Raw genomic sequence first — 20,566 nt, forward strand, 5'->3', positions numbered from 1 at the left:
TTTAAAACAATCTTTTTGTTTTACTAATTCCATAACTTGCACCTACACTTGGATTAAGGTTAAATTGAAAACTATTAACCATAACTCCTGCACCTCTATCTAAAACAAATTGCCCTTTTTCATTAATTCTTGCACTTTGAGAATGCGATATCCCAAAAGTATCATACATTAAAGCTCCTCCTTTTGAATAACCTTCTATTGATTTAAATAAATTAGCTCCTCCATAAGTATCATAAATATCTGGAGATACTCCTAAATTAAAACTAAATCCTGGAGAAGTAGAAACCCCAACTGTTGTAGTTTGAAAAACAGCAAGCTCATTTCTTTGATTTAAAACCAAATTGTAACTACTAGAATAAGTTGTAAAATTGTAATCAACAGAACCTGTAACTGTTATACCAATACCATCAGGAGTATATGGAGAATATGGATTCTCTCCTTCAATATGTTTGTAAGTATCATAGTAACCCTTATTATAATTTTCAAAATAAGATGGTTTTACATAACCTTTAATTGATACTTCTTTTAGCTCTGTTGATTGAGTCCACGATCCATCAGAATTGGACTGGTAAACTGTATTATCACTATCATCCCAATAAACCTCTCCTGTTGCTGCTTTCCAAGTAGGAGGATCTGTATCCTCTGCACTCATTCCAGTAGGGTCAATAAATTTAACAGGATTATTATTTGCATAAGCATATGAACTCCATCCTTTAAACTTCTCCGCTAATGGATCGACCGATATAAAAATTCCAAGTTTCGGATCCTGATATCTTGCCCCAAAATAGTAAAGTCCAGTTTCTCTGTCTAGTTCTTTAGATGTAAACAAATACGGTGTATTCCATTTTGCATTCTTTTCCTCCAAGAAAACTTCCCCGAAAGGCACGTATTCAACATGTTGTACAACTTCACCATCTAAGTTGCTAATATACGAAGAACTTCCCAAATGATCAGGGTGATAGTAAAATTGCTGTAACTCTGCATTATCATTTTTTGCTGTCATTTTTCCTGTTGAAGAACCACCGGAAGCGGTTGCACCAGAAGGATTACAGCAAAATCCAAGTCCGTTTACATAATCATTATTATCCAAACCATAGTAAAGAACGTCAAGCGAAGCGTAATTTGCCTTAACAGTTTCTAACGATTTTTTGTATTTAGTATCATAATCTACTTTTACACCAGAGAATGATTCTCCTGCTTTTTCAACACGTCGAGGATCTGCACCGTAACTGTCGAAATCTCCTAATTTAGAAACAATTCGTTGGCTTCCAATATAGATATGTTTCGTATAACGACCACCATTCTGAGCCACTAAGTAAGGGTTTACATAAAGCGTAAAATCACTAGTAGAAGTTTTTCCTCCAGAGAAAACAGAGTTCACAAAAATTCCCTGACCTCCACCAGACATTTTCGTTACACGTTCGCCTCCTGCATCATAACTGTAAGATGAAACATAACCGTTTATACTTACTGCTCCCAAACGATTTTCTTCATCCCAAAGCATTTTTTTCTCGAATGCTTTTTCAGCCACTTTACCATCAGCTTTTACTTCTTCGGTATTTACGTAAATCATGTTCCCATTAGCATCATAAACATATTTGTTGTTTTTCTGTTTGTCAACTTTTGGGTCTGTATTTTTAGTTCTGTATTCTGTTTCGGATACATTATCGAGCTGGTGTTTGTTATTACTGTTGTAATTGTAATTCATTACATAACCCGCTTTCAACGCTCCCGGATCACTTACTTTGTTCTGTGCTACGTTTTGAGTTTTGCTCACGATATTGTGCAAATCATCATATTTCATTGTCAGGTTGTAATTGGCCGTTTTCTGGTCGGCTCCGGTGTACACTCCACTCGCACTGGTTAACTGGTACAAATTATCGTAACTGTAATTGTGCGCCATCATTCCGCCCATTTTGGCTGTTACACCTGCGGCACTATTGGTCACATTCAGTACATTGCTTACTTTGTCGTACTGGTACTTGTTGTTCATGAACATTCTTGGCGAATTGGTGCCTTGATATCCCGTTCCTGAAGCTACGGTCATATTATCTAGTCTTCTTCTCAGTGGCTCGTAATTGTACTTGGTTTCGGTTCCGTTACAGTATTTTAAATAACTTCTTTGTTCAAACTTGTCATAACCTATTTTGTTTACATAATTGTAGCTGTAAGCTTTTTTGCCTGCCACTGCCTGCAATAATCCTCCAGAATTGTAGGTATAACTAATCTTTTCCTGATCCGGATAAATCATTTCCTGCAAACGGTTCCAGCTATCATATTTCCAGCTTGTTACATAGGTTGCAATGGCCTGATTAGGCACAATTACGGTTCTACGAATACTTTCGATCTCGCCCATTACACCGTATGAAAATTCTTGTGCGCCTGTAACGTCTTCCATTAAAATTAACTTCCCTCTACGGTTCTGGCTCTCGTTTTTAGACCCAAAAACATAACGTACATTATTTTCAGGATGTTCGGGATAATTAATATTCGTTAATCGGTTAAAATCATATTCATATGTAATCTTTTTGCTTTTAGCTTCCAGATTCGCTGTTTGCCTTTCGAGTAAATTCCCTAAAGGATCAAACTTGAAAGTACTTTTTCCGGCGTCTGGCTGAATAACTTGTATGCGTCTGTCGGCTAAATCATAAGTACTTATTGTCTGTTGTCCCTGAGCATCGGTTACACTTATTGGTCTGTTTATTCCGTCATAACCAAACTGTGTAGCCACATTGTTGGCGTCAAGAGTTTTCATGGTCAGTCCTGAACCGTTGGCAAAACTTGCATTGGTATTGTTTAATGCATCTGTAACTTCTGTTTTAAGTAAATTACTTTCTATGGTATAAGCCATTTTAGTTGCTGCACCATCGGGCAAAGTCGTTGTAATTGGTCTGTCGAGAATGTCATACGTGGTTTTGGTCGGTGCAGTCGAATCATAACTGTCCATAAATTTATTCCAATCGCCCAAAGGTGCTGTCTGTGGATAGTAGGCTTCTTTGGCACGGCCAAAAGCATCAAATTTCGCACGGCCAGAAACTACCATTACATCACTTTGTTGATCGGGTGTTGTATTATTTGTAATGGCAGCATCTTTCTTAACCTGAATTGGCCTTCCTAATCCATCAACAAAAGTTACGGTTTCGATAGGATCGTTTGGATGCTGAGCATCAAAATGTTTCGTTCTCGCATAAGCAGTTCTGGTGATATTTCCGTTTGAGACCACTGTTGTTGGAAAATAATCCATCATTATAGTGTATGGCTGTCCAGTTGCAGCTTCTTTTGGTCCTTGTACTTTGGTCAAACGCCCGAATTCGTCTATTTCTTTTTTCATTACATATCCGTTAAAATCCTCTGTTTCCAGTGCGATCCCATATTGCATATCATAATTCCTGAAGTAGGTGCGAAATTCAAAATTATCTACAATTTCTTCCAGATACATATTATATATATTGTCATAGCGGTATTTATAAACCAAACGCTGTTTCTTATAATTTTCCGGGAGTGTTTTTTGGGTTATATTTCCGTATTTATCATATTGTATGTCGGTAACAGCCCATTGGCTATCATTGAGCTTCTGGCTTACCTGCGTTAAATGATTGTCATAATTCATGTCGTAAACGGCTTTTATCTCGTGTACAGCCAGATTGCCCATCGTGACTTTGCTGCTCGTTGGCAATCCTATAATATACTTGGTCAAATTATTAGCATAACCAATCTCGGTTTTATAATTTCCGGTACTGTTGTCTTTATAACTGTAACTCTTCAAATCACCAAAATCACCTGACCCTACATAGTACTCGTTATTTATTTCACTTAATTTAAGTGGTTTTGTGCCTCCTTCATAGGCAAAAGAAGTTGTATTTTTAACTGGATTAAAACTCACACCCCTGTCTGAACATATTTTAGTTACTGGAGTAAAATCATATTTATCTCCTGTTGCTTTTACTCCATATGTATAATAATCCTGACTACTTTGGGTATATTTTACTCCTGAATTTGAAGTACTATTTACACCCTCGTTACTTTCTAAAACGGAACTTAATAAATGCCCGGCATTATAATAATCAGACACATCGTAATTTTGTGTTAGTGTTCTGTATACTTTATCGCCGTTCTCTGTATCGATACTTTGGGTTTTTACTTCTCCAAAACCAAGGAAACTTCTTTCGTGTCGTTCATATTTACCTTTGGCATAGGCAAATTGTGTTTTCATATCAGGACCATCGCTGGCGATTCCGTCTTTTACAAGTACACTTTGCATTACCCATTTCCCTCCCGGGTGGTCGTATGTTGGGGTGCTTCGACTATAGTCTACAATAAACTCACCTCCAAGCGGTGTGCGAACTGATTTTAACTTATTGGTGCGCGCAATGGTGGAACGTTTTACGCCCATTGCATCATCTGTCGTAGAAGTTAAGTAATCAGGGAAACCATCACCATCAATATCTTGTAATTGGGTTTCGACACGGTTACTTGAAAGACCAACATTTACCCCTGGATTTATTGCAATTTTCAGAGTGACTATTGGTATTGGAATACCAACAGTAAAAGCTGTATTAAGCGATTCTGAAGTTGAAGAAACCTGCCCTAAAACTTCTAATCCGTTCCAAGGCATTGGTGCACTATAACGGTCTCCTAAATTTAGACGAACCGAATTGTTTTTAAATACCTGATCTACGAGTCCGTCACCATTAACGTCCTGCAGACTAAAATCGTTCCAACTAATGTTTTTTGTAATTCCGTATCCTGCACTAATAGAAGAAGATCCAAAATCAACACCAAGTCCAAAACTGGGAAATATCGATTCTCCTTTTGTAATATCTTCTAAACCATAATCTATTGCTTCTGTAAAACCATATCCTAAATTAAGCTGTACTTTTTTATCACTCATTATTTTATCCGGCAAACCGTCACCATTTACATCAGTCCAAGTTTGTACAGTTGCCTCTTTATTGTAACTTACACCTCCACTAATGGTAAGTGAACTAGATTCATTTTTAGCTTTGCCTAAGGCAGATTTTGCTGCATCATTAGCATCAAGTGCTTTTAGCGCTGCGCTGAGTGTTGTTTTTATACTAATTTTACCAACATTTGCTTTTGCTTCACTATAATTTGCTCTGGCAGTGGTTACAGAAGAAGAAAAGAAAGCCCCTCCTCCATATGATACAGAATAACCATTGTTACTGCTGCTATGCAATCCATTTATAACAATGTTTTCTCCATCAAAACCACCTTTACTATTAGTCATCTGGATATTTCCTTTTGTAATAATATCCGGAAAACCGTCTCCGTTCATATCCTGAAAATCAGTAATAACTTCTGAAGATCCATCTGCTATACTGGCTGAAAAACCATTTGCTCCTTTTTGTTCAGATTCACTTTGTGATTTAGTTATTTTATTAACAGCAAATGCCCCCGAACCTTCGGTACAATACTGATTATTTGTATTTGCAGCTCCTGCAGTTAAACCATCCAACGGATTGGTTAGTATAACATTATCTTCTCCTAAACGGGAACTTGACACAATTGTTCCGTTCACATACGTTAAATTATCTGCTCCTGACCAGTATTTTTTAGTGATTATGTCAGGAGTCATCATCATAAAAATCATTTTTCGAGGATCTGTTTCGGCTTTATCAGAATCCGGCAATACAAGTTTGCTCTCATCTATAACCCTACTTTGACGACCATTCATTGCATTGTATATAAACTGCCCCCAATGGCGCTGCATTGGACCAAATTTTTCCATATCACTCATTGCAGGCGCAAATACCGCCGCCTCCACTGCAATTCCGTTTATCGTTACTGTTGTTACAGCTGTTGTTATACTACCAAGTGCTGCACGATCACCGATATAATATTCGATCCAGATTTTATCTCCGGTAATTGTATTTATGATCAATGGTGTTGCTGTTGTAAGCACTCCATTAACCATTGTATAGGTGTATTTTCCCAATAAAACTCCTGTACTTGTTTTTGCAGATAATGTTACGTTATATGCAATTCCATTTGTAATTGTTGCTCTTAAGCCCGGTACTAAACTAAGTTGTCCAGTGGTGGCTGCAGTATATACCTTTCCTTCTGTAATATGACCCGCAAAAATGCTGTAATCTATAAAAGGAACCGTTTCATAATCTGAAACTCCCGTAATATTTACCGAATTGGCTCCTGTGCAATTTGTATCAGGAACTGAAGTAACCAAACTATAAGCTCCTAAAGGATAATGCGTTAATTTGGCATCCCATGTAATTTTATCCCAGGCCACATTTGTATCACTCGTAATAGTGATTTTTGTTTCCTGATAATCGGCTGTAATGGCCGGCAAAACAGTTTTGGCTGTCAATATTCCATTAAAAGCTTCTGTTGCCGCGTAGGTTTTACACCATAGTGTAACAAAGTTTCCGGTAGCGTTTTTTGCTAAAAGACTGACCTTGACTGCATCGCTGGTTACGGGTTTTGAAAAAACTCCCGTAACTTGTAGTGCGCCTGCCTCGTTTGCTTTCTGCACTACCAGATTTGCAGTACTATTATCTAGTACAAATCCTTCGGTGGCAGTATAACTAAATCGTTGCTGTCCTTCAGGATTTAAAGGTACATTCATTCTGCTGGCATCTGTATAGGTAATAACCGGATTCCATTCGACCTGATCAAAAGCTCCATTTGCCAGATCTGTATTTCCTGACTGTACTCTAAAATAAATTTTTTCGCCTTTTACTACTGTTTGCCCTGCAATAGAAAGATTTGCTGAGGCAGCCGTTTTTGTAAGTGCCTTGTGTGATATAATTTGTACGTTTCCTTTTTGTATACCAACAAAAACACCATCTGCTAAAGCATATTCTGCTTCATCAAAAGTTCCTGTTGGTGGTATAAGGGTTGCGATGCTTTCGATTTTTATAGTCCCTGCAAATGGAGCTTCCCAAACTCTTACAACGTTGTGTGAAGGCGAGTTGGCAATAGCTTCTGCTTGTTCTGCAGGATCTACAGCAGTAAAGCTAGTATCTATTTTGCCTCCGGCCTTTATGGGGCTTTCGGTATCAAAACTCGAAGTTGTAAATGTTGGGATTACATTCCCATTTAACTGAACAATATGGTTAAAATATACCACCCCATCACGCACTAAATCGACCAGACCATCATTGTTTACATCCTGAAAATAGGTGCTGTTAGTACTTTTACTATTTTGCAAACTCCTTCCTTCAGTAACTACTACATTCCCAAATCCGAATTTTGCTCCAAGTCCGTAACTTACTGCTGTTGATTTTGTCAATGAGATAGTAGAGATTCCATGAACTTCCTGTCGATCGCCAAAAACACTATTCCCTAAATTAGGTCGGTAATAAATGTTTCCTGAATCTTTAAAAACTTTATCGGCCAGACCATCTCCATTAATATCTACCAATGCCAAAAGTCCTTTAGATTCTGCAGGAGAAAATGAAAAGCTACCACCCACGGTATTAACTGTAGAATTTAAAGCTCCATCATTAATACCAACTCCTACATACAAAGAAAACCCTCCAGAGGTAGAAATACCACCACCCAGTACTGATATTTTATCATTAAAAATTACTCCGTCTTTGATAATAGGTGCTTTTGTAATAACACCGTTTCCTGTTATATTATCTTTTCCTGTATTCCAATTTTCAGTATTAGTACTAAAAGGTACATAACCTTCTGCCGCTTTTACATCATCATAATATTCAAAAACATGTTCGTTAAATTTGGCACCGCTGGCATCATTTTGTACTATTTTTTCTAAAAGGGTTTTCTTGAATGCCCCGTCGTCTTTTTTATATATAAAGGAATAACTTCGTACAGTATTATAACCCAAATTTATTACTTTAATATTAGTCAGTAATCTTTGCTGCGAAGTTAAAAACCCATAACGTCCGCTATTGGTTTTTACTGTTTTAACAGCACCGCTTGTAAAGAGAAGACGAGAGAATAAAGTTGTATTAATGCGGCCATAATCTATGTAAAGTAAAGTTTTAGAGCCTGCGAAAACTTTACCAACGGTTTCATTTCCTGCACTATAAACATATGCCATGTAATCACCATGCGTATTTGTCACTTGGCCCAGATACCATTCTGCAATATTTCCATTCTGCCCTTTAATTGCTTCTCTGTAAATATAAACAGTACCGCTTTTATCTGTTACATACCAGCTGTAATCACTGGTGCCATTTCCTTTCCTTATAATTTTACTAAAATTACTTTCCGTTCTAGGATAAAATTGTACTTCACCGCTTTTACGGGCTATTTTATCACCACGATGCGCTACTGTTGCATTTTGGTTGTCCATTTGCACTAGCATTACGCCGTTAAGGCTGTACGTTTCTGTTTCTTCTGTAGGGCTAAAACGCGGTACTCCCCAGCGAGTATCTACCGTAATTTTAGGTATTTCTATGTCCCAGCCTTCACCAAGCCAGCCACTACCTCCATCACTATTATAAGTTACATTGATGCTGGGCTGCATTCCGTTTCGTGCTGCCGGCACTTCGATAGCATAACTTAAATTTGCAGATCCCTGTTGGTTTGCGCTTGGCGGCAGTATGGTTTGTATTGCTGCTGTAGGATCTGCTGCCTTGATGTCGTTCATCATGGTACCAGCAAAACCTTGCGTGTCTGGAGATTCAGGTGTTTTGATAACACCGTTGATCATATCAGTAAAATGGGTGGTCTTTGAGATAATGATTTGATGTGCAACATCTAAACTATCACGCTCCAATGCTTCCCAATGTCCTGTGTTTTTATCAAAAAAGAAAGTACGAATATCTTCTTCCGTATAACCCGGAGGAAGTAATTCTTTGTTGTATCCTAATTTTACCACCGCTCCATCAGCAAAATGTTCTCCGTGTGGTAAAAAACGATATCCTCTGCCATTTGTTAAATTGGTCATTAAAGGGTCTAAAGCAGGCAGATCAATAGATCGTAAAGGGGTAATGCTTAATGTTTTATTTTCTAACAAGGCAGTTTTATCAACTTCAATACTGGCAGCGCCAATAGACAATGTCATTTTTTGTCCTTTTACAAATGTTTTAGAACTTCCTGAAAGAACATTCAATAAAGGTTCCTGATGTGTTACCGAAACCGGTTTCATTACAATATTTTGATGTAAAGTTTGTCCGGCTGCAGTAATGTTTACAATTGCTTTTGAATTGTTTTGTGCTGGCATAACATACTCAAAAAATCCGTTTTGATGGGGAATTTCTTTTCCTTCAATACTAATCTTGCTGTCTGATGTCAATCCATCTACAAAACCACTTATATATCCTTGTCCATTATAACTTAAAGCAGTAAGATTGTCTAATTGCAATGATTTTGATTTTCCTTTTTCGATTACCAACGCAAGGTTACGAACCTGATAACCATAGGCTGCATTTTCGGGTAATGAAAATAAAAGAGTATTATCTCCCTGTTGCAGGCTTCCTGCACTAATATATTGTTCCTGCGTGCTCCACTGGTCGCTCTTTTGTACCCAGTTTCCTCCTCTTGAAAATTCGTCGTTGATACTAATTGCAGCACCATGATAGTCTGAAATACCCTGTAGTTCGTAAACAAGCTTAACACGATCTCCCGGGTTTAGTTTTTCCTTAAGTGAAAAATGGAATACATTATCTGCAGGGTTATCCAGAAGTTTACCTGCATACAACCCGATAACTCCTCCATTTTCGGTCGCAGGAATTATAAGCTGCTTGTTTTCATCAGGCAGGTTTTCGGTCGTTTTTTTCTTGCTGTTACTATCTGCTGCTTTCAAATTTGGCAATACTGCCGCATGCTTCTGTATATTATTTTGAGTATTTGCTCCCGATACTGTATTAAAAGATACCGTTCTGGCAGTACTTAAATTATAGGCAAGTGCGCTTTGCCCAAAGATTATGACAGCCAATATACTCGCAGTAATTCTTTGCAGGTTTGATTTTATATTCTCTTTATTTTCCATTATTGGTATTAATTTTCCTGAATTGGTATGGATGATTATTTTTTGATCTGTAAGCCTGAGGTTTTGAAAAAAGCCTTCATTTTTACTACTGTATAATGATTGATTTAGAGAATTCACCCTCGGTTGTCAATACCTTTATGATATAAATTCCTGATGTGGGAATACTGGTAGTAAACGTGCCTGTTTTTTGAAGTTCCGGATTTCGAAGCTGCGTTATTAATGTCCCTGCTGTATTAAATATCAATACCATCATCTCTGAAGGATTATTTAATTTTACATAAATATTGAAATTTGCCCCTGCTTTTGAAGGTACCGGAGCTACGACAAGATTATCTGTTACAGGTGGTGTTATCGGTGGTAGAATTTCTTTACATTCTGGAGCTTTAATCTCTATTTTTTGCACTACTTTGCTGGCTATACCGTCACCTTCTGTTATGGTTAAGTAGTTTGCCGCTGTCCATCCAAGTTTGGCAGGACTGTTTACAAAACCGGTGTGAGTTATATTATAAATACCATTACTTGTTCCTTCAAGACCTACATATCCAAAATTAGCTCCTTCCAACTCGTAGGAATTCAGAATTTTAGTTCCTACTACGCTGCCATTAACCGAGCATTTTAAGATACCGTTCTGAAGTTCCAATTTTATTCTATCGCCTTTACTTAATTTTGCTAAAAGAATATCAGACCAACCTCCAAGCGTAACGAAAAACATTTCATTTCCACTTATCTTCACTCCAAAATTCAACATATCTGTGGTGCGGTTTGTTTGATTGATAAAACCTATAAATTTATTTTCATATCCAGGCCCAGGAAGATCAGATACTGCCCATTCTAAACTTCCATTTCCTGGCTCGATTAATCCTGTTTTTGTTATTGTTACAGCTGCCTCAAAACGGTGTTCTCCACCACTTCTTTCAATATTGGTTCCTACCATTTCCAGAGTCAAATCATAGGTGCCTGCTTCCAGATTGGTCAGCGTTTTTTTAGGTTCATTAAAAGTCCCTGTTTGCAAAACCGTAGCACTCCCCGTTTTATTCAAAGTGTATTTATATGCCGGAAGACCTTCTTTTACTTCAATATTAATTTTTCCGTCTTGTTGTAAAATTCCTTCAGCGCAAGTAGGCGGTATGGCTTCCTCAACGGCAATTAATTTTACCGCTTTATCTTTATATCCAAAAGAAAAAACATCTTTCCCATTACCATCTGTATCCCATAATACATTGTTGAAAATTATTTTTTTTCGGGTATTGTCGATCTCACTAATGGGTAGGTATTCTACATTATCAACCCCAAATTCTCCAGTACCAGAACGGTCTATAATCAGGTAACTCCTGTCTGTATAGTTTGCAAATTCTGCCGCTCTTGAACTATCGTAAGAAAGTTCAACTCTTGATCCTGTTGCTACAAAACCACCATGAAGTACTGTCAGAGAAAAATCTACCGTTTTATTTACTGACGATACGACGCCATAAAAATCCTTATCGACATCTGCAGGCAAAACAGTCAGGATTCTTGTTGTGATTGATTTTACACCGTTGGGATCATATATATTTATAAAAACCTGATTTCCTTTTTTCTCTATCGTAGTTTTATGATAATTAGGTATTATTACCCCTAAATAAAAGGGTTGTTTGGTGTTTTCAATTGCATAAATGGATCCGTTTGCATCCATTTTTATACCATAATCCATTGGTCCAGCAAGCCCGTTCTGCGCTCCAAATTTTACTGTTACGTCGCTTCCTTTTGCTACTGTTTTAAACTCCAGATAACCATTTTTTTTCTGTGTTGGCGTTTTTGTGACACTTATTCCTCCTTCGTACGCATAATCACTAGTAAATGTACTTTTACCTAAATTTGAATCTACCTCAAAACCTGTACTGTTAAAAAGTAATTTCTTTTGTTCTGATGTTGGGTTCGGAATGTTCGTAACAAGTTTCCATGTTCTTGCCATTCGTTTTATCCCTGCAATACCACCGGCATCTTTAGTGGCTAAAATACCATTGTCGTCCCCCCATAAAGCGGCATTCTTATCTGCCAATTCATTTGCGGGCATCTGCCCCATTGCCAATAAACGGTAACGTGTAGACTGGTCTCTATAAGCAGGATCCTGATAAGAATCATACGAATCGGAATAATAAGGTCCTTCTTCGTAACTTGTAGTAGAAAAAGGCTGATTCAAACCACTGGCATCATCACGCATAATTCCGGTAATACGGTTGTTGTAGGCTGTGTTTGCACTATAATCCCAAATTAATTTATCGTCACTCGCTATATAAGAATTAGTTAAGCTCACACCATATTTTACAGCCAGATAAGTTTCGGCTTTTCGGCGTTCAAGTAGTGTTAAAATACGGCTGTAGACAAATAATTCGGGCAGATAACCATACAGATTATTATAGAAATTTTTCATGGTATAGGTTGAAAAACCATTGGGTTCATTAATATGAACATTCCCAAGAGTTAGACTTGACTTTTGATCTTCTCCCCAAACCGAAATATTAGGCTGCTGATATTGATAGTAAGAAACAATTTTTAAGGAACGTTCCATAAATTTGGCTTCTGATCCTTCGCTGTTGTCTTGTTTACGGTACAAATCTTCTCCATTTGCTTCCCCATAATCCAAAACCTCGCCATCTCTTTCGGCACTGTTTACCACTTTATCATTGGTAATCAATGTGCCTTCATTTGGTCGGCCTTTAACTCCGAATAAAGTAGTCTCGTAGTTAAAATTAGTGGTTACAAAACCAAAAATTCCAATTATTGTAGCTTGCTGTAAGTTGGTTTGATTTAAGAAAAACTCACTGCTCCAGCCATTCATATAAAGCCCGGTGTTAAAATTAAAATTACGATTGGTATAAGTATATTCCTTAGTACTATTCCAATCATTAAACTTAACGCCATTCCCGCTAAAATCCTGCCAGTTGAAATAGCCATTTGGCAATTGATTTGTTTTAAACCAAACCTGTGACCCGGGAACTCCACCGGGAGATTGACTATAACCTATAAAATTAATAACAAAAACAAAACTCCAAATTATACTTCTTACTCTTACCATTAATGCTTATTTTGATTATAGTGACTCGCTTAACTTTTTATTAAAATATATTTAACATAAATTTCCTACAATTTTAAGTTAATTTTTCGACTTATCAAAACAAAATAGATATATTTTCTTACAAATATATTTTAGGATAAAATATTGACACTTAGCTAATTCTGAAAAAAGAAAAAAAGATCATTGATTTCTCCTTACTTAATTAACTAAATTGGGGTTTATGACAGGGAGATATTCCTAAAAAACAGAAACAACAAACAAACTATAAATCAATAACTTATATTTACATTTTACTATAACAAGTATAATAACTCAAAACGCATTAAGAAATATTTCTAAACTTTTCCTACATAATCTGGATTATTCTTTCCATTTAGAAACTTTCAAAAAGTTAATTTCAGCCTATATTGTACATTTCTCCGAAATCGTAATAGTTTTTAAAAATATTATGCATGCATAGTATAATTATTCCAAATTAAATTCTAAATTTGTAAAAGCATATTATAAATTCAAAATATATACTTATGAAAATATTAGTTTGCATCAGCCATGTGCCTGATACTACTTCAAAAATTAACTTCTCCAATGGTGACTCAGAATTTGATACCAATGGTGTACAATATGTAATTAATCCTAATGACGAGTTTGGTCTAACGCGTGCTATTTGGTTTCAGGAACAACAAGGTGCTAACGTTACTGTAGTGAATGTTGGAGGTCCTGATACTGAACCAACTTTGCGTAAAGCTTTGGCAATTGGTGCAAACGAAGCTATTCGTGTAAACGCAAATCCAACTGATGGTTTTTTTGTTGCAAAACAACTGGCAGAAGTAATTAAAAATGGAGGTTATGATCTTGTAATTGCAGGAAAAGAATCTTTAGATTACAATGGCGGGATGGTTCCCGGAATGATTGCAGGAATTTTAGGTTCTAACTTTTTAAACTCTTGTACCTCTTTAACTGTTGATGGAAACAATGTAAAAGCAGTTCGTGAAATCGATGGTGGAAAAGAAACTGTAAGCACTACTTTACCTCTTATTATTGGTGGACAAAAAGGTCTTGTTGAAGAAAAAGATTTACGTATTCCGAACATGAGAGGAATTATGACGGCAAGAACAAAAGCACTTACTATTCTAGAGCCAGTTGACGCTCCTGTAAATACAAAAGCGGTAAAATTTGAAAAACCAGCTCCAAAATCAGCTGTAAAATTAATTTCTGCAGATAACTTGGATGAGTTAGTTAATCTATTACACAACGAGGCTAAAGTGATTTAAGGTTGTAGCGTTTAGATTTTAGATTGCTTTGCGCAAGGTTAAAATCTAAATTAAACATTTGATTCACTTCAAATCTAAAATCAATAATCTTTTTAGGTTTCATTTTCAAAGAATCTGAAATCTAAAATCTAAAATCTAAAAAAATCATGTCAATATTAATATATGCAGAATCTGCAGAAGGAAAATTTAAAAAAGTTGCTTTTGAATTAGCTTCTTACGCTAAAAAAGTGGCAGAAACTTTAGGAACAACCGTTACCGCTTTAACTGTAAACATTAGCGATGTAAGCGAATTATCAAAATACGGAGTTGATAAAGTTCTAAAAGTTACAAACGATAAATTAGCAGGATTTACTGCGAAGGCCTACGCCGATGTTATCAAACAAGCTGCTGAAAAAGAAGGAACAAAAGTTGTTTTACTTTCTTCTACTACAGACAGTATTTATTTATCATCATTGGTAGCAGTAGCTTTGAATGCTGGTTTTGCTTCAAATGTTGTTGGATTACCGGTAAGCACTTCTCCTTTTCAGGTAAAAAGAAATGCTTTCTCAAACAAAGCTTTTAATATTACCGAAATTAGTACAGATGTAAAAGTTCTTGGCCTTGCAAAAAACTCTTACGGAATTTTCGAAAGTGCTGGATCTGCATCTGTAGAAGATTTTAATCCAACTATTGGAGATAATGACTTTGGAGTAAAAGTAGAATCTGTAGAAAAAGTATCCGGAAAAGTATCTATTGCTGATGCGGATATCGTAGTTTCTGGCGGACGTGGATTGAAAGGTCCTGAAAACTGGGGATTAGTTGAAGATTTAGCCGCTGTTTTAGGCGCTGCAACCGCATGTTCTAAACCAGTTTCTGATTTAGGATGGAGACCTCACAGCGAACACGTTGGGCAAACAGGAAAACCGGTTGCAACAAATTTATATATTGCAATAGGAATTTCCGGAGCTATCCAGCATATTGCGGGTATTAACTCCTCAAAAGTAAAAGTTGTAATCAATAGCGATCCTGAAGCTCCTTTCTTTAAAGTAGCGGATTATGGTATTGTTGGAGATGCTTTTGAAATTGTCCCTAAGTTAACAGAGAAATTAAAAGCGTTTAAAGCACAGCATTCTTAATTTAAAATTCTCTATAAAAATATAGCTGCCTAAAAACAAGATAATCGTATCTTTGTTTTAGGTAGCTTTTTTGTTCCATATTTTTTGATTAAAATTGCACCTTTATTTTCCAATCAAAAAAAGTATTAAAATGCGGCATTAAGTGCCCTTTTTTACCCATATATATGAGTCTAGTAAAATTGTCCATAAAAGGAATTTCATACAGTCAAACTCAAAATGGCGCTTATGCCTTAATTTTGAATGAAGTTGATGGTGAAAGAAAACTACCTATTGTCATTGGAGCTTTTGAAGCCCAATCGATCGCTATTGCCTTAGAAAAAGAGATAAAACCTCCTCGCCCGTTAACACACGATTTGTTCAAAAACTTTGCTGAAAGATTTGACATTGTTGTAAAACAAGTAATCATCCATAAACTGGTTGATGGCGTTTTTTATTCAAGCTTAATTTGCGAAAGAGATAAAATCGAAGAAATCATCGATGCCAGAACATCTGATGCTATTGCATTGGCATTACGTTTCAATGCTCCGATTTTTACTTACAAAAATATCTTAGACAAAGCGGGTATTTATTTAAAATCAAATACTGCAGAAACAGATCAGGGTTCTCAGGAAATAGATGATGTACTTTCGAATCCGGAAACTTTCGGGCATGAAGAAGAAAGCAATCAATCCGGCGATGTTTATGCAAAACATAGTTTACAGGAACTAAATGAACTTTTAGATCAGGCAGTTTCTCAGGAAGATTATGAAAAAGCAGCAAAAATTAGAGACGAAATCTCAAAAAGATAATTCTGATTGTTTAATCGTGGATTTGTTTATTCGTTAAATCGATTAAACATTTGCCCGAATAAACAACAAAACGAATAAACGATTAAACCAATTATGAAACAATACTTAGATTTAGTAAAACATGTTTTAGAAAACGGTAACCAAAAAGGAGACCGAACCGGAACCGGAACAAAAAGTGTTTTTGGTTACCAAATGCGTTTTGATTTAAGTGAAGGTTTTCCAATGGTTACAACCAAAAAATTACACTTAAAATCTATCATTTACGAACTGCTTTGGTTTTTAAAAGGTGATACTAATATTAAATATCTACAGGAAAACGGGGTGAAAATATGGGACGCCTGGGCAGATTCTAATGGAGACTTAGGGCCTGTTTACGGCCATCAATGGCGCAATTGGAATAGCGAAGAAATTGACCAGATCTCTGAATTAATTACTGAATTAAAAACAAATCCAAACAGCCGAAGAATGTTAATTTCGGCCTGGAATCCATCGGTTTTGCCAGACACCAAGAAATCATTTGAAGAAAATGTAGCAAATAACAAAGCTGCCTTGCCTCCCTGTCATGCTTTTTTTCAATTTTATGTTACAAGTCCTGATCTTGAAAAAGGCGAAACAAAAGGAAAGCTATCTTGTCAATTATACCAAAGAAGCGCCGATATATTTTTAGGCGTTCCGTTTAATATAGCTTCTTATGCATTATTAACGATGATGATTGCCCAGGTTTGCAATCTTGAAGCAGGTGAATTTATTCATACTTTTGGAGATGCACACATTTACAACAATCATTTTGAGCAATTAGAATTACAACTAACGCGCGAACCAAAACCATTACCAAAAATGATTTTAAATCCTGCGATTAAAAACATTTTTGATTTTGATTATGACGATTTTACACTTGTTGATTATGAACCACATGCAGGTATAAAAGGAAGTGTTGCTGTATAAATAAAAAAATCCGCTTAAAATTAATTTTAAGCGGATTTTTTTATACTACCAAAACACTATTTTCACTTCCTGCAAAATCATTCCATTTGTATGAATCTGCTTCAGGATCGTTAACATAGCTTCCATCGATTAGGTATTTAAACTCGTAAATTGCATCTTTCACTAAGTCATAAGTAGCTTTAAAAGTCCCGTTTTTTAACTTGCTTAAAGTTCCTTCCTCGGCATTCCAATTATTAAAATCTCCAACTACAGCAGCCGAACTTGCATCTTTTGCTTCTACAGAAAATGTAACCTTACAAACTGGTTTTGTTTTGATAAATTGCTTCTTTAAAGACATAACTATTTAATTTTTAGATTTATACACCTAAATTACACAAAATCATTCTTACATTAGACACGTACTAAAGCGATTTGTGACAATAACAAAAAGCGTGTGTAATTTTAATCATATCTATAATTTTAATACTATTTTTTTTAGCAATTAGAATTAAACAGTTGTTTTTAACGAAATATTCCATGCTTCAAATTGTTGAATTTCAAAATAAATTTTAACTTTATGACCTCATTTATATCTTATGGAAAAAGAAGCGCACGAACAATACGAATATGCCAGAAGAAGATTAAGACAAAAGAAAGTTCTTTATTTTCATTTTGTTCTTTTTTTAATAGGGAGTCTATTTTTATTTATAGCAAATAGATTTTTTGGTTTTGGCGCTAACACAGATCAAAATTGGTGTATCTGGGGCATAACGATATGGCTCTTCATTTTTATTCTGCATTTTATAAAAGTCTACATTACAGACAGATTTATGAATAAAAAGTGGGAAAGAGAACAAATTGACAGACTTGTTGCTTTACAACAAAAAAGAATTAGTCAATTAGAATCAAAAATCAACGAGGATACAGATAACAAAATTTAGTTTATACGATGCTTATAATGATAGCGGCTGTAGCCGAAAATAATGCGCTTGGAAAAAATAATGAACTTGTTTGGCATTTACCAAATGATTTTAAAAGATTCAAGGAACTTACAACCGGTCATCATATTATTATGGGAAGAAAGACTTTTGAAAGTTTTCCAAAGCCATTACCCAACAGAACTCATATTGTTATAACGCGCCAGGAGAACTACAACCCCGATGGCTGCATTGTTGTAAATAGCATTGAAAAAGCAATTGCTATATGTCCTGAAAACGAAGACTCATACATTATTGGCGGAGGAGAGATTTATAACTTAGGTTTGCAATATGCTGACATTATAGAAATCACAAAGGTTCATCATACTTTTGAAGCTGATGCATTTTTTCCTAAAATTAATGAAAGCGATTGGCTGTTGGTTGAATCTGAAGAAAATTTTAAAGATGAAAAACATCTTTTTGACTACACTTACGAAACTTACATTAAAAGATAAAATAAAAAACATCCCCAAAAAATGAGGATGTCTTTAATAAAAAATGATTTCTAGCTTAGGACTCATTCAAGAAATAGTATTTGATAACATGACGTAAAATTTACAATTGTTAAACAATTGAAAACTATTGTTATAAATGAATTGTTTTTCTGAGAATAAATCTCAAAAAATGGGGTCTTTAATACCAAATACCACGAAGGTATTAAAGACAAGAAAATTAAAATTTCCAAAAACAAATTTAATCCTAAGAACGTATTTCGCGCTTTAAAAATAGTATCATTAAAAATGATACTTTCAAAACTACCTACAAGAACAAATGAAATTACCAGCGCAAAAAGTATTCATTTGATTTGAGTCACAACAACTATTAATCATTAAAAATTTTAATATTTTTATAGGACAAAAGTGACAATAAAATCTTGTTGCCACAATACCCACTTTCCGTGATTTTTTTATAATACCCACTTTCCGTGATAAGCAAAAGACAATTGTTTAGCTTAAAAATGTTTTTCTGAAACATTTGATTTACAAATTAAAAAACCCATAACAGTTAAGTCAGATTGTATTATATTTGCGTAAATAAAAAATAATGACTGAAAAGGTAACCCCATATAAAGACTCTACGTTAGGCAAAAAAGAACAAGTTGCTCAAATGTTTGATACTATCTCTGGAAATTATGATAATTTAAACCGCGTAATTTCTTTTGGAATTGATATTAAATGGCGAAAAAAAGTATTGAAAATAGTTTCTGATAAAAAGCCAAAAATCATTCTTGACATTGCGACAGGAACCGGTGATCTTGCTATTTTAATGACACAAACTAATGCTGAAAAAATTATAGGCCTGGATATTTCTGCAGGAATGCTTGAGGTGGGAAAAAAGAAAGTAGAAGAAAAAAAACTATCAAATGTTATTGATCTAGTTTTAGGGGATTCAGAAAGCATACCTTTTGAAGATAATTATTTTGATGCGATTACTGTGGGTTTTGGAGTTCGAAACTTTGAGAATTTAGAAAAAGGTTTCGCAGAAATTTTAAGAGTTTTAAAACCAAATGGTGTTTTTGTTATCTTAGAAACTTCGGTACCAGATAAAACACCTTATAAACAAGGATATAAATTCTATACAAAAAACATACTTCCCGTTATAGGGAAGCTATTCTCTAAAGATAATTCAGCTTATGGATATTTGTCTGAATCGGCTGCTGTTTTTCCTTATGGAGAAGCGTTAAACAATATTTTGAGAAAAATTGGGTTTATAGATGTTGTGGCTATGCCACAAACGTTTGGAGTTGCAACCATTTATTCTGCTTCTAAAAAATAGTATGAAAAAAACAGTAATCTTACTTTTATTAGTCTTAACGACAAAAGGATATTCTCAATTTGCTAAAAACATGTTTAGCAAAGATCCTATTATTAATCTCGAAAACTGGCAAAAACAACGCCTGTACTTCGGGTATTATTTAGGCTTCAATAGTTTCGACTTTAAAATTGATTACAAAAATGTCGTTCAACAAGACATTCAGGTAAAAAAAACAACTGGTTTTAATGTTGGTGTTGTTGCCGATTTAAGATTGCAGGAATACATTAATTTGCGTTTTGAGCCAGGTTTGTATTACACAAAAAGAGATTTGTATTATCCTGAAATGCCTTTAGAAAAAGATTATTTAAGAGAAGTAAACAGTACTTATATACATTTTCCTTTACTATTAAAATTCTCATCATTGCGTACCGGAAACATTCGCCCATATTTAGTTGGCGGAATGTCTACGACATTAAACTTATCGAGTAATTCGAAATCTAAGGATGATAACCATGAAGGAAAATTCAGGGTTAAACCGTGGACTGCCGCTTACGAACTTGGTTTTGGAATAGATATTTTCTCTGAATATTTTATTTTCTCACCTTCTATCAGAGGAATGTTTGGTATAACCGATGAATTAATTCGCGATAATCCTGCAAATGGACCAAGTCCGTGGACAGATAATATTGATTCTATGAAATCAAGAGCGATTTTAATAAATTTCACTTTTCATTAAAACAA

General features: G+C 35.3%; 11 protein-coding genes. 8 read left to right on the forward strand and 3 right to left on the reverse strand.

The annotated features are described in order from the left end of the window. Position 1: 1 nt before the first annotated feature. Positions 2-9,940 carry an RHS repeat-associated core domain-containing protein gene (locus tag AC4FQ3_RS07860; RefSeq protein WP_491181499.1) on the reverse strand — a complete coding sequence of 3,313 codons (9,939 nt, stop codon included), beginning with the start codon at positions 9,938-9,940 and terminating at the stop codon, positions 2-4. Between the two features lie 85 nt (positions 9,941-10,025). After that, a complete protein-coding gene (locus tag AC4FQ3_RS07865; protein ID WP_491181500.1) occupies positions 10,026-12,995 on the reverse strand; it encodes a DUF8202 domain-containing protein in 2,970 nt (989 codons plus the stop codon). A 524-nt stretch (positions 12,996-13,519) separates the two neighbouring features. Between AC4FQ3_RS07865 and AC4FQ3_RS07870 the strand changes: the two genes are divergently transcribed. The 4 genes from AC4FQ3_RS07870 to AC4FQ3_RS07885 all read left to right on the forward strand — a co-directional run bounded on the left by AC4FQ3_RS07870 (position 13,520) and on the right by AC4FQ3_RS07885 (position 17,114). After that, positions 13,520-14,266, forward strand: coding sequence for an electron transfer flavoprotein subunit beta/FixA family protein (locus tag AC4FQ3_RS07870; RefSeq protein ID WP_042566128.1), 747 nt, complete (start codon positions 13,520-13,522; stop codon positions 14,264-14,266). Between the two features lie 146 nt (positions 14,267-14,412). Further along, on the forward strand, positions 14,413-15,381 hold the full coding sequence (locus AC4FQ3_RS07875; RefSeq protein ID WP_491181501.1) for an electron transfer flavoprotein subunit alpha/FixB family protein: 969 nt from the start codon (positions 14,413-14,415) through the stop codon (positions 15,379-15,381). A 164-nt stretch (positions 15,382-15,545) separates the two neighbouring features. Next, complete coding sequence (locus AC4FQ3_RS07880) at positions 15,546-16,169, forward strand: bifunctional nuclease family protein (RefSeq protein ID WP_042566126.1); 624 nt, start codon at positions 15,546-15,548, stop codon at positions 16,167-16,169. Positions 16,170-16,262: 93 nt separating this feature from the next. Beyond that, positions 16,263-17,114, forward strand: a complete 852-nt coding sequence (locus tag AC4FQ3_RS07885; protein WP_491181502.1) for a thymidylate synthase — start codon at positions 16,263-16,265, stop codon at positions 17,112-17,114. Positions 17,115-17,154: 40 nt separating this feature from the next. Here AC4FQ3_RS07885 and AC4FQ3_RS07890 read toward each other — a convergent pair whose 3' ends face one another. Further along, a complete protein-coding gene (locus tag AC4FQ3_RS07890) occupies positions 17,155-17,451 on the reverse strand; it encodes an isoamylase early set domain-containing protein (protein WP_491181503.1) in 297 nt (98 codons plus the stop codon). Positions 17,452-17,689: 238 nt separating this feature from the next. On the opposite strand from AC4FQ3_RS07890, the gene AC4FQ3_RS07895 reads away from it, so the two are divergent. The 4 genes from AC4FQ3_RS07895 (at position 17,690) to porT (ending at position 20,561) form a co-directional block, all read left to right on the forward strand. Then, positions 17,690-18,034 (forward strand): 2TM domain-containing protein, encoded by a 345-nt coding sequence (locus AC4FQ3_RS07895; RefSeq protein ID WP_042566123.1) that lies wholly within the window; start codon positions 17,690-17,692, stop codon positions 18,032-18,034. Positions 18,035-18,042: 8 nt separating this feature from the next. Further along, complete coding sequence (locus AC4FQ3_RS07900; protein ID WP_491181504.1) at positions 18,043-18,525, forward strand: dihydrofolate reductase; 483 nt, start codon at positions 18,043-18,045, stop codon at positions 18,523-18,525. Positions 18,526-19,114: 589 nt separating this feature from the next. Continuing rightward, entirely contained in the window at positions 19,115-19,846 is a 732-nt protein-coding gene (gene ubiE / locus AC4FQ3_RS07905; protein ID WP_042566120.1) for a bifunctional demethylmenaquinone methyltransferase/2-methoxy-6-polyprenyl-1,4-benzoquinol methylase UbiE, read from the forward strand. A gap of 1 nt (position 19,847) precedes the next feature. Continuing rightward, on the forward strand, positions 19,848-20,561 hold the full coding sequence (gene porT / locus AC4FQ3_RS07910) for a type IX secretion/gliding motility protein PorT/SprT (RefSeq protein ID WP_073394883.1): 714 nt from the start codon (positions 19,848-19,850) through the stop codon (positions 20,559-20,561). Positions 20,562-20,566: the final 5 nt, after the last annotated feature.

The organism is Flavobacterium sp. AK-345, assembly GCF_058310175.1.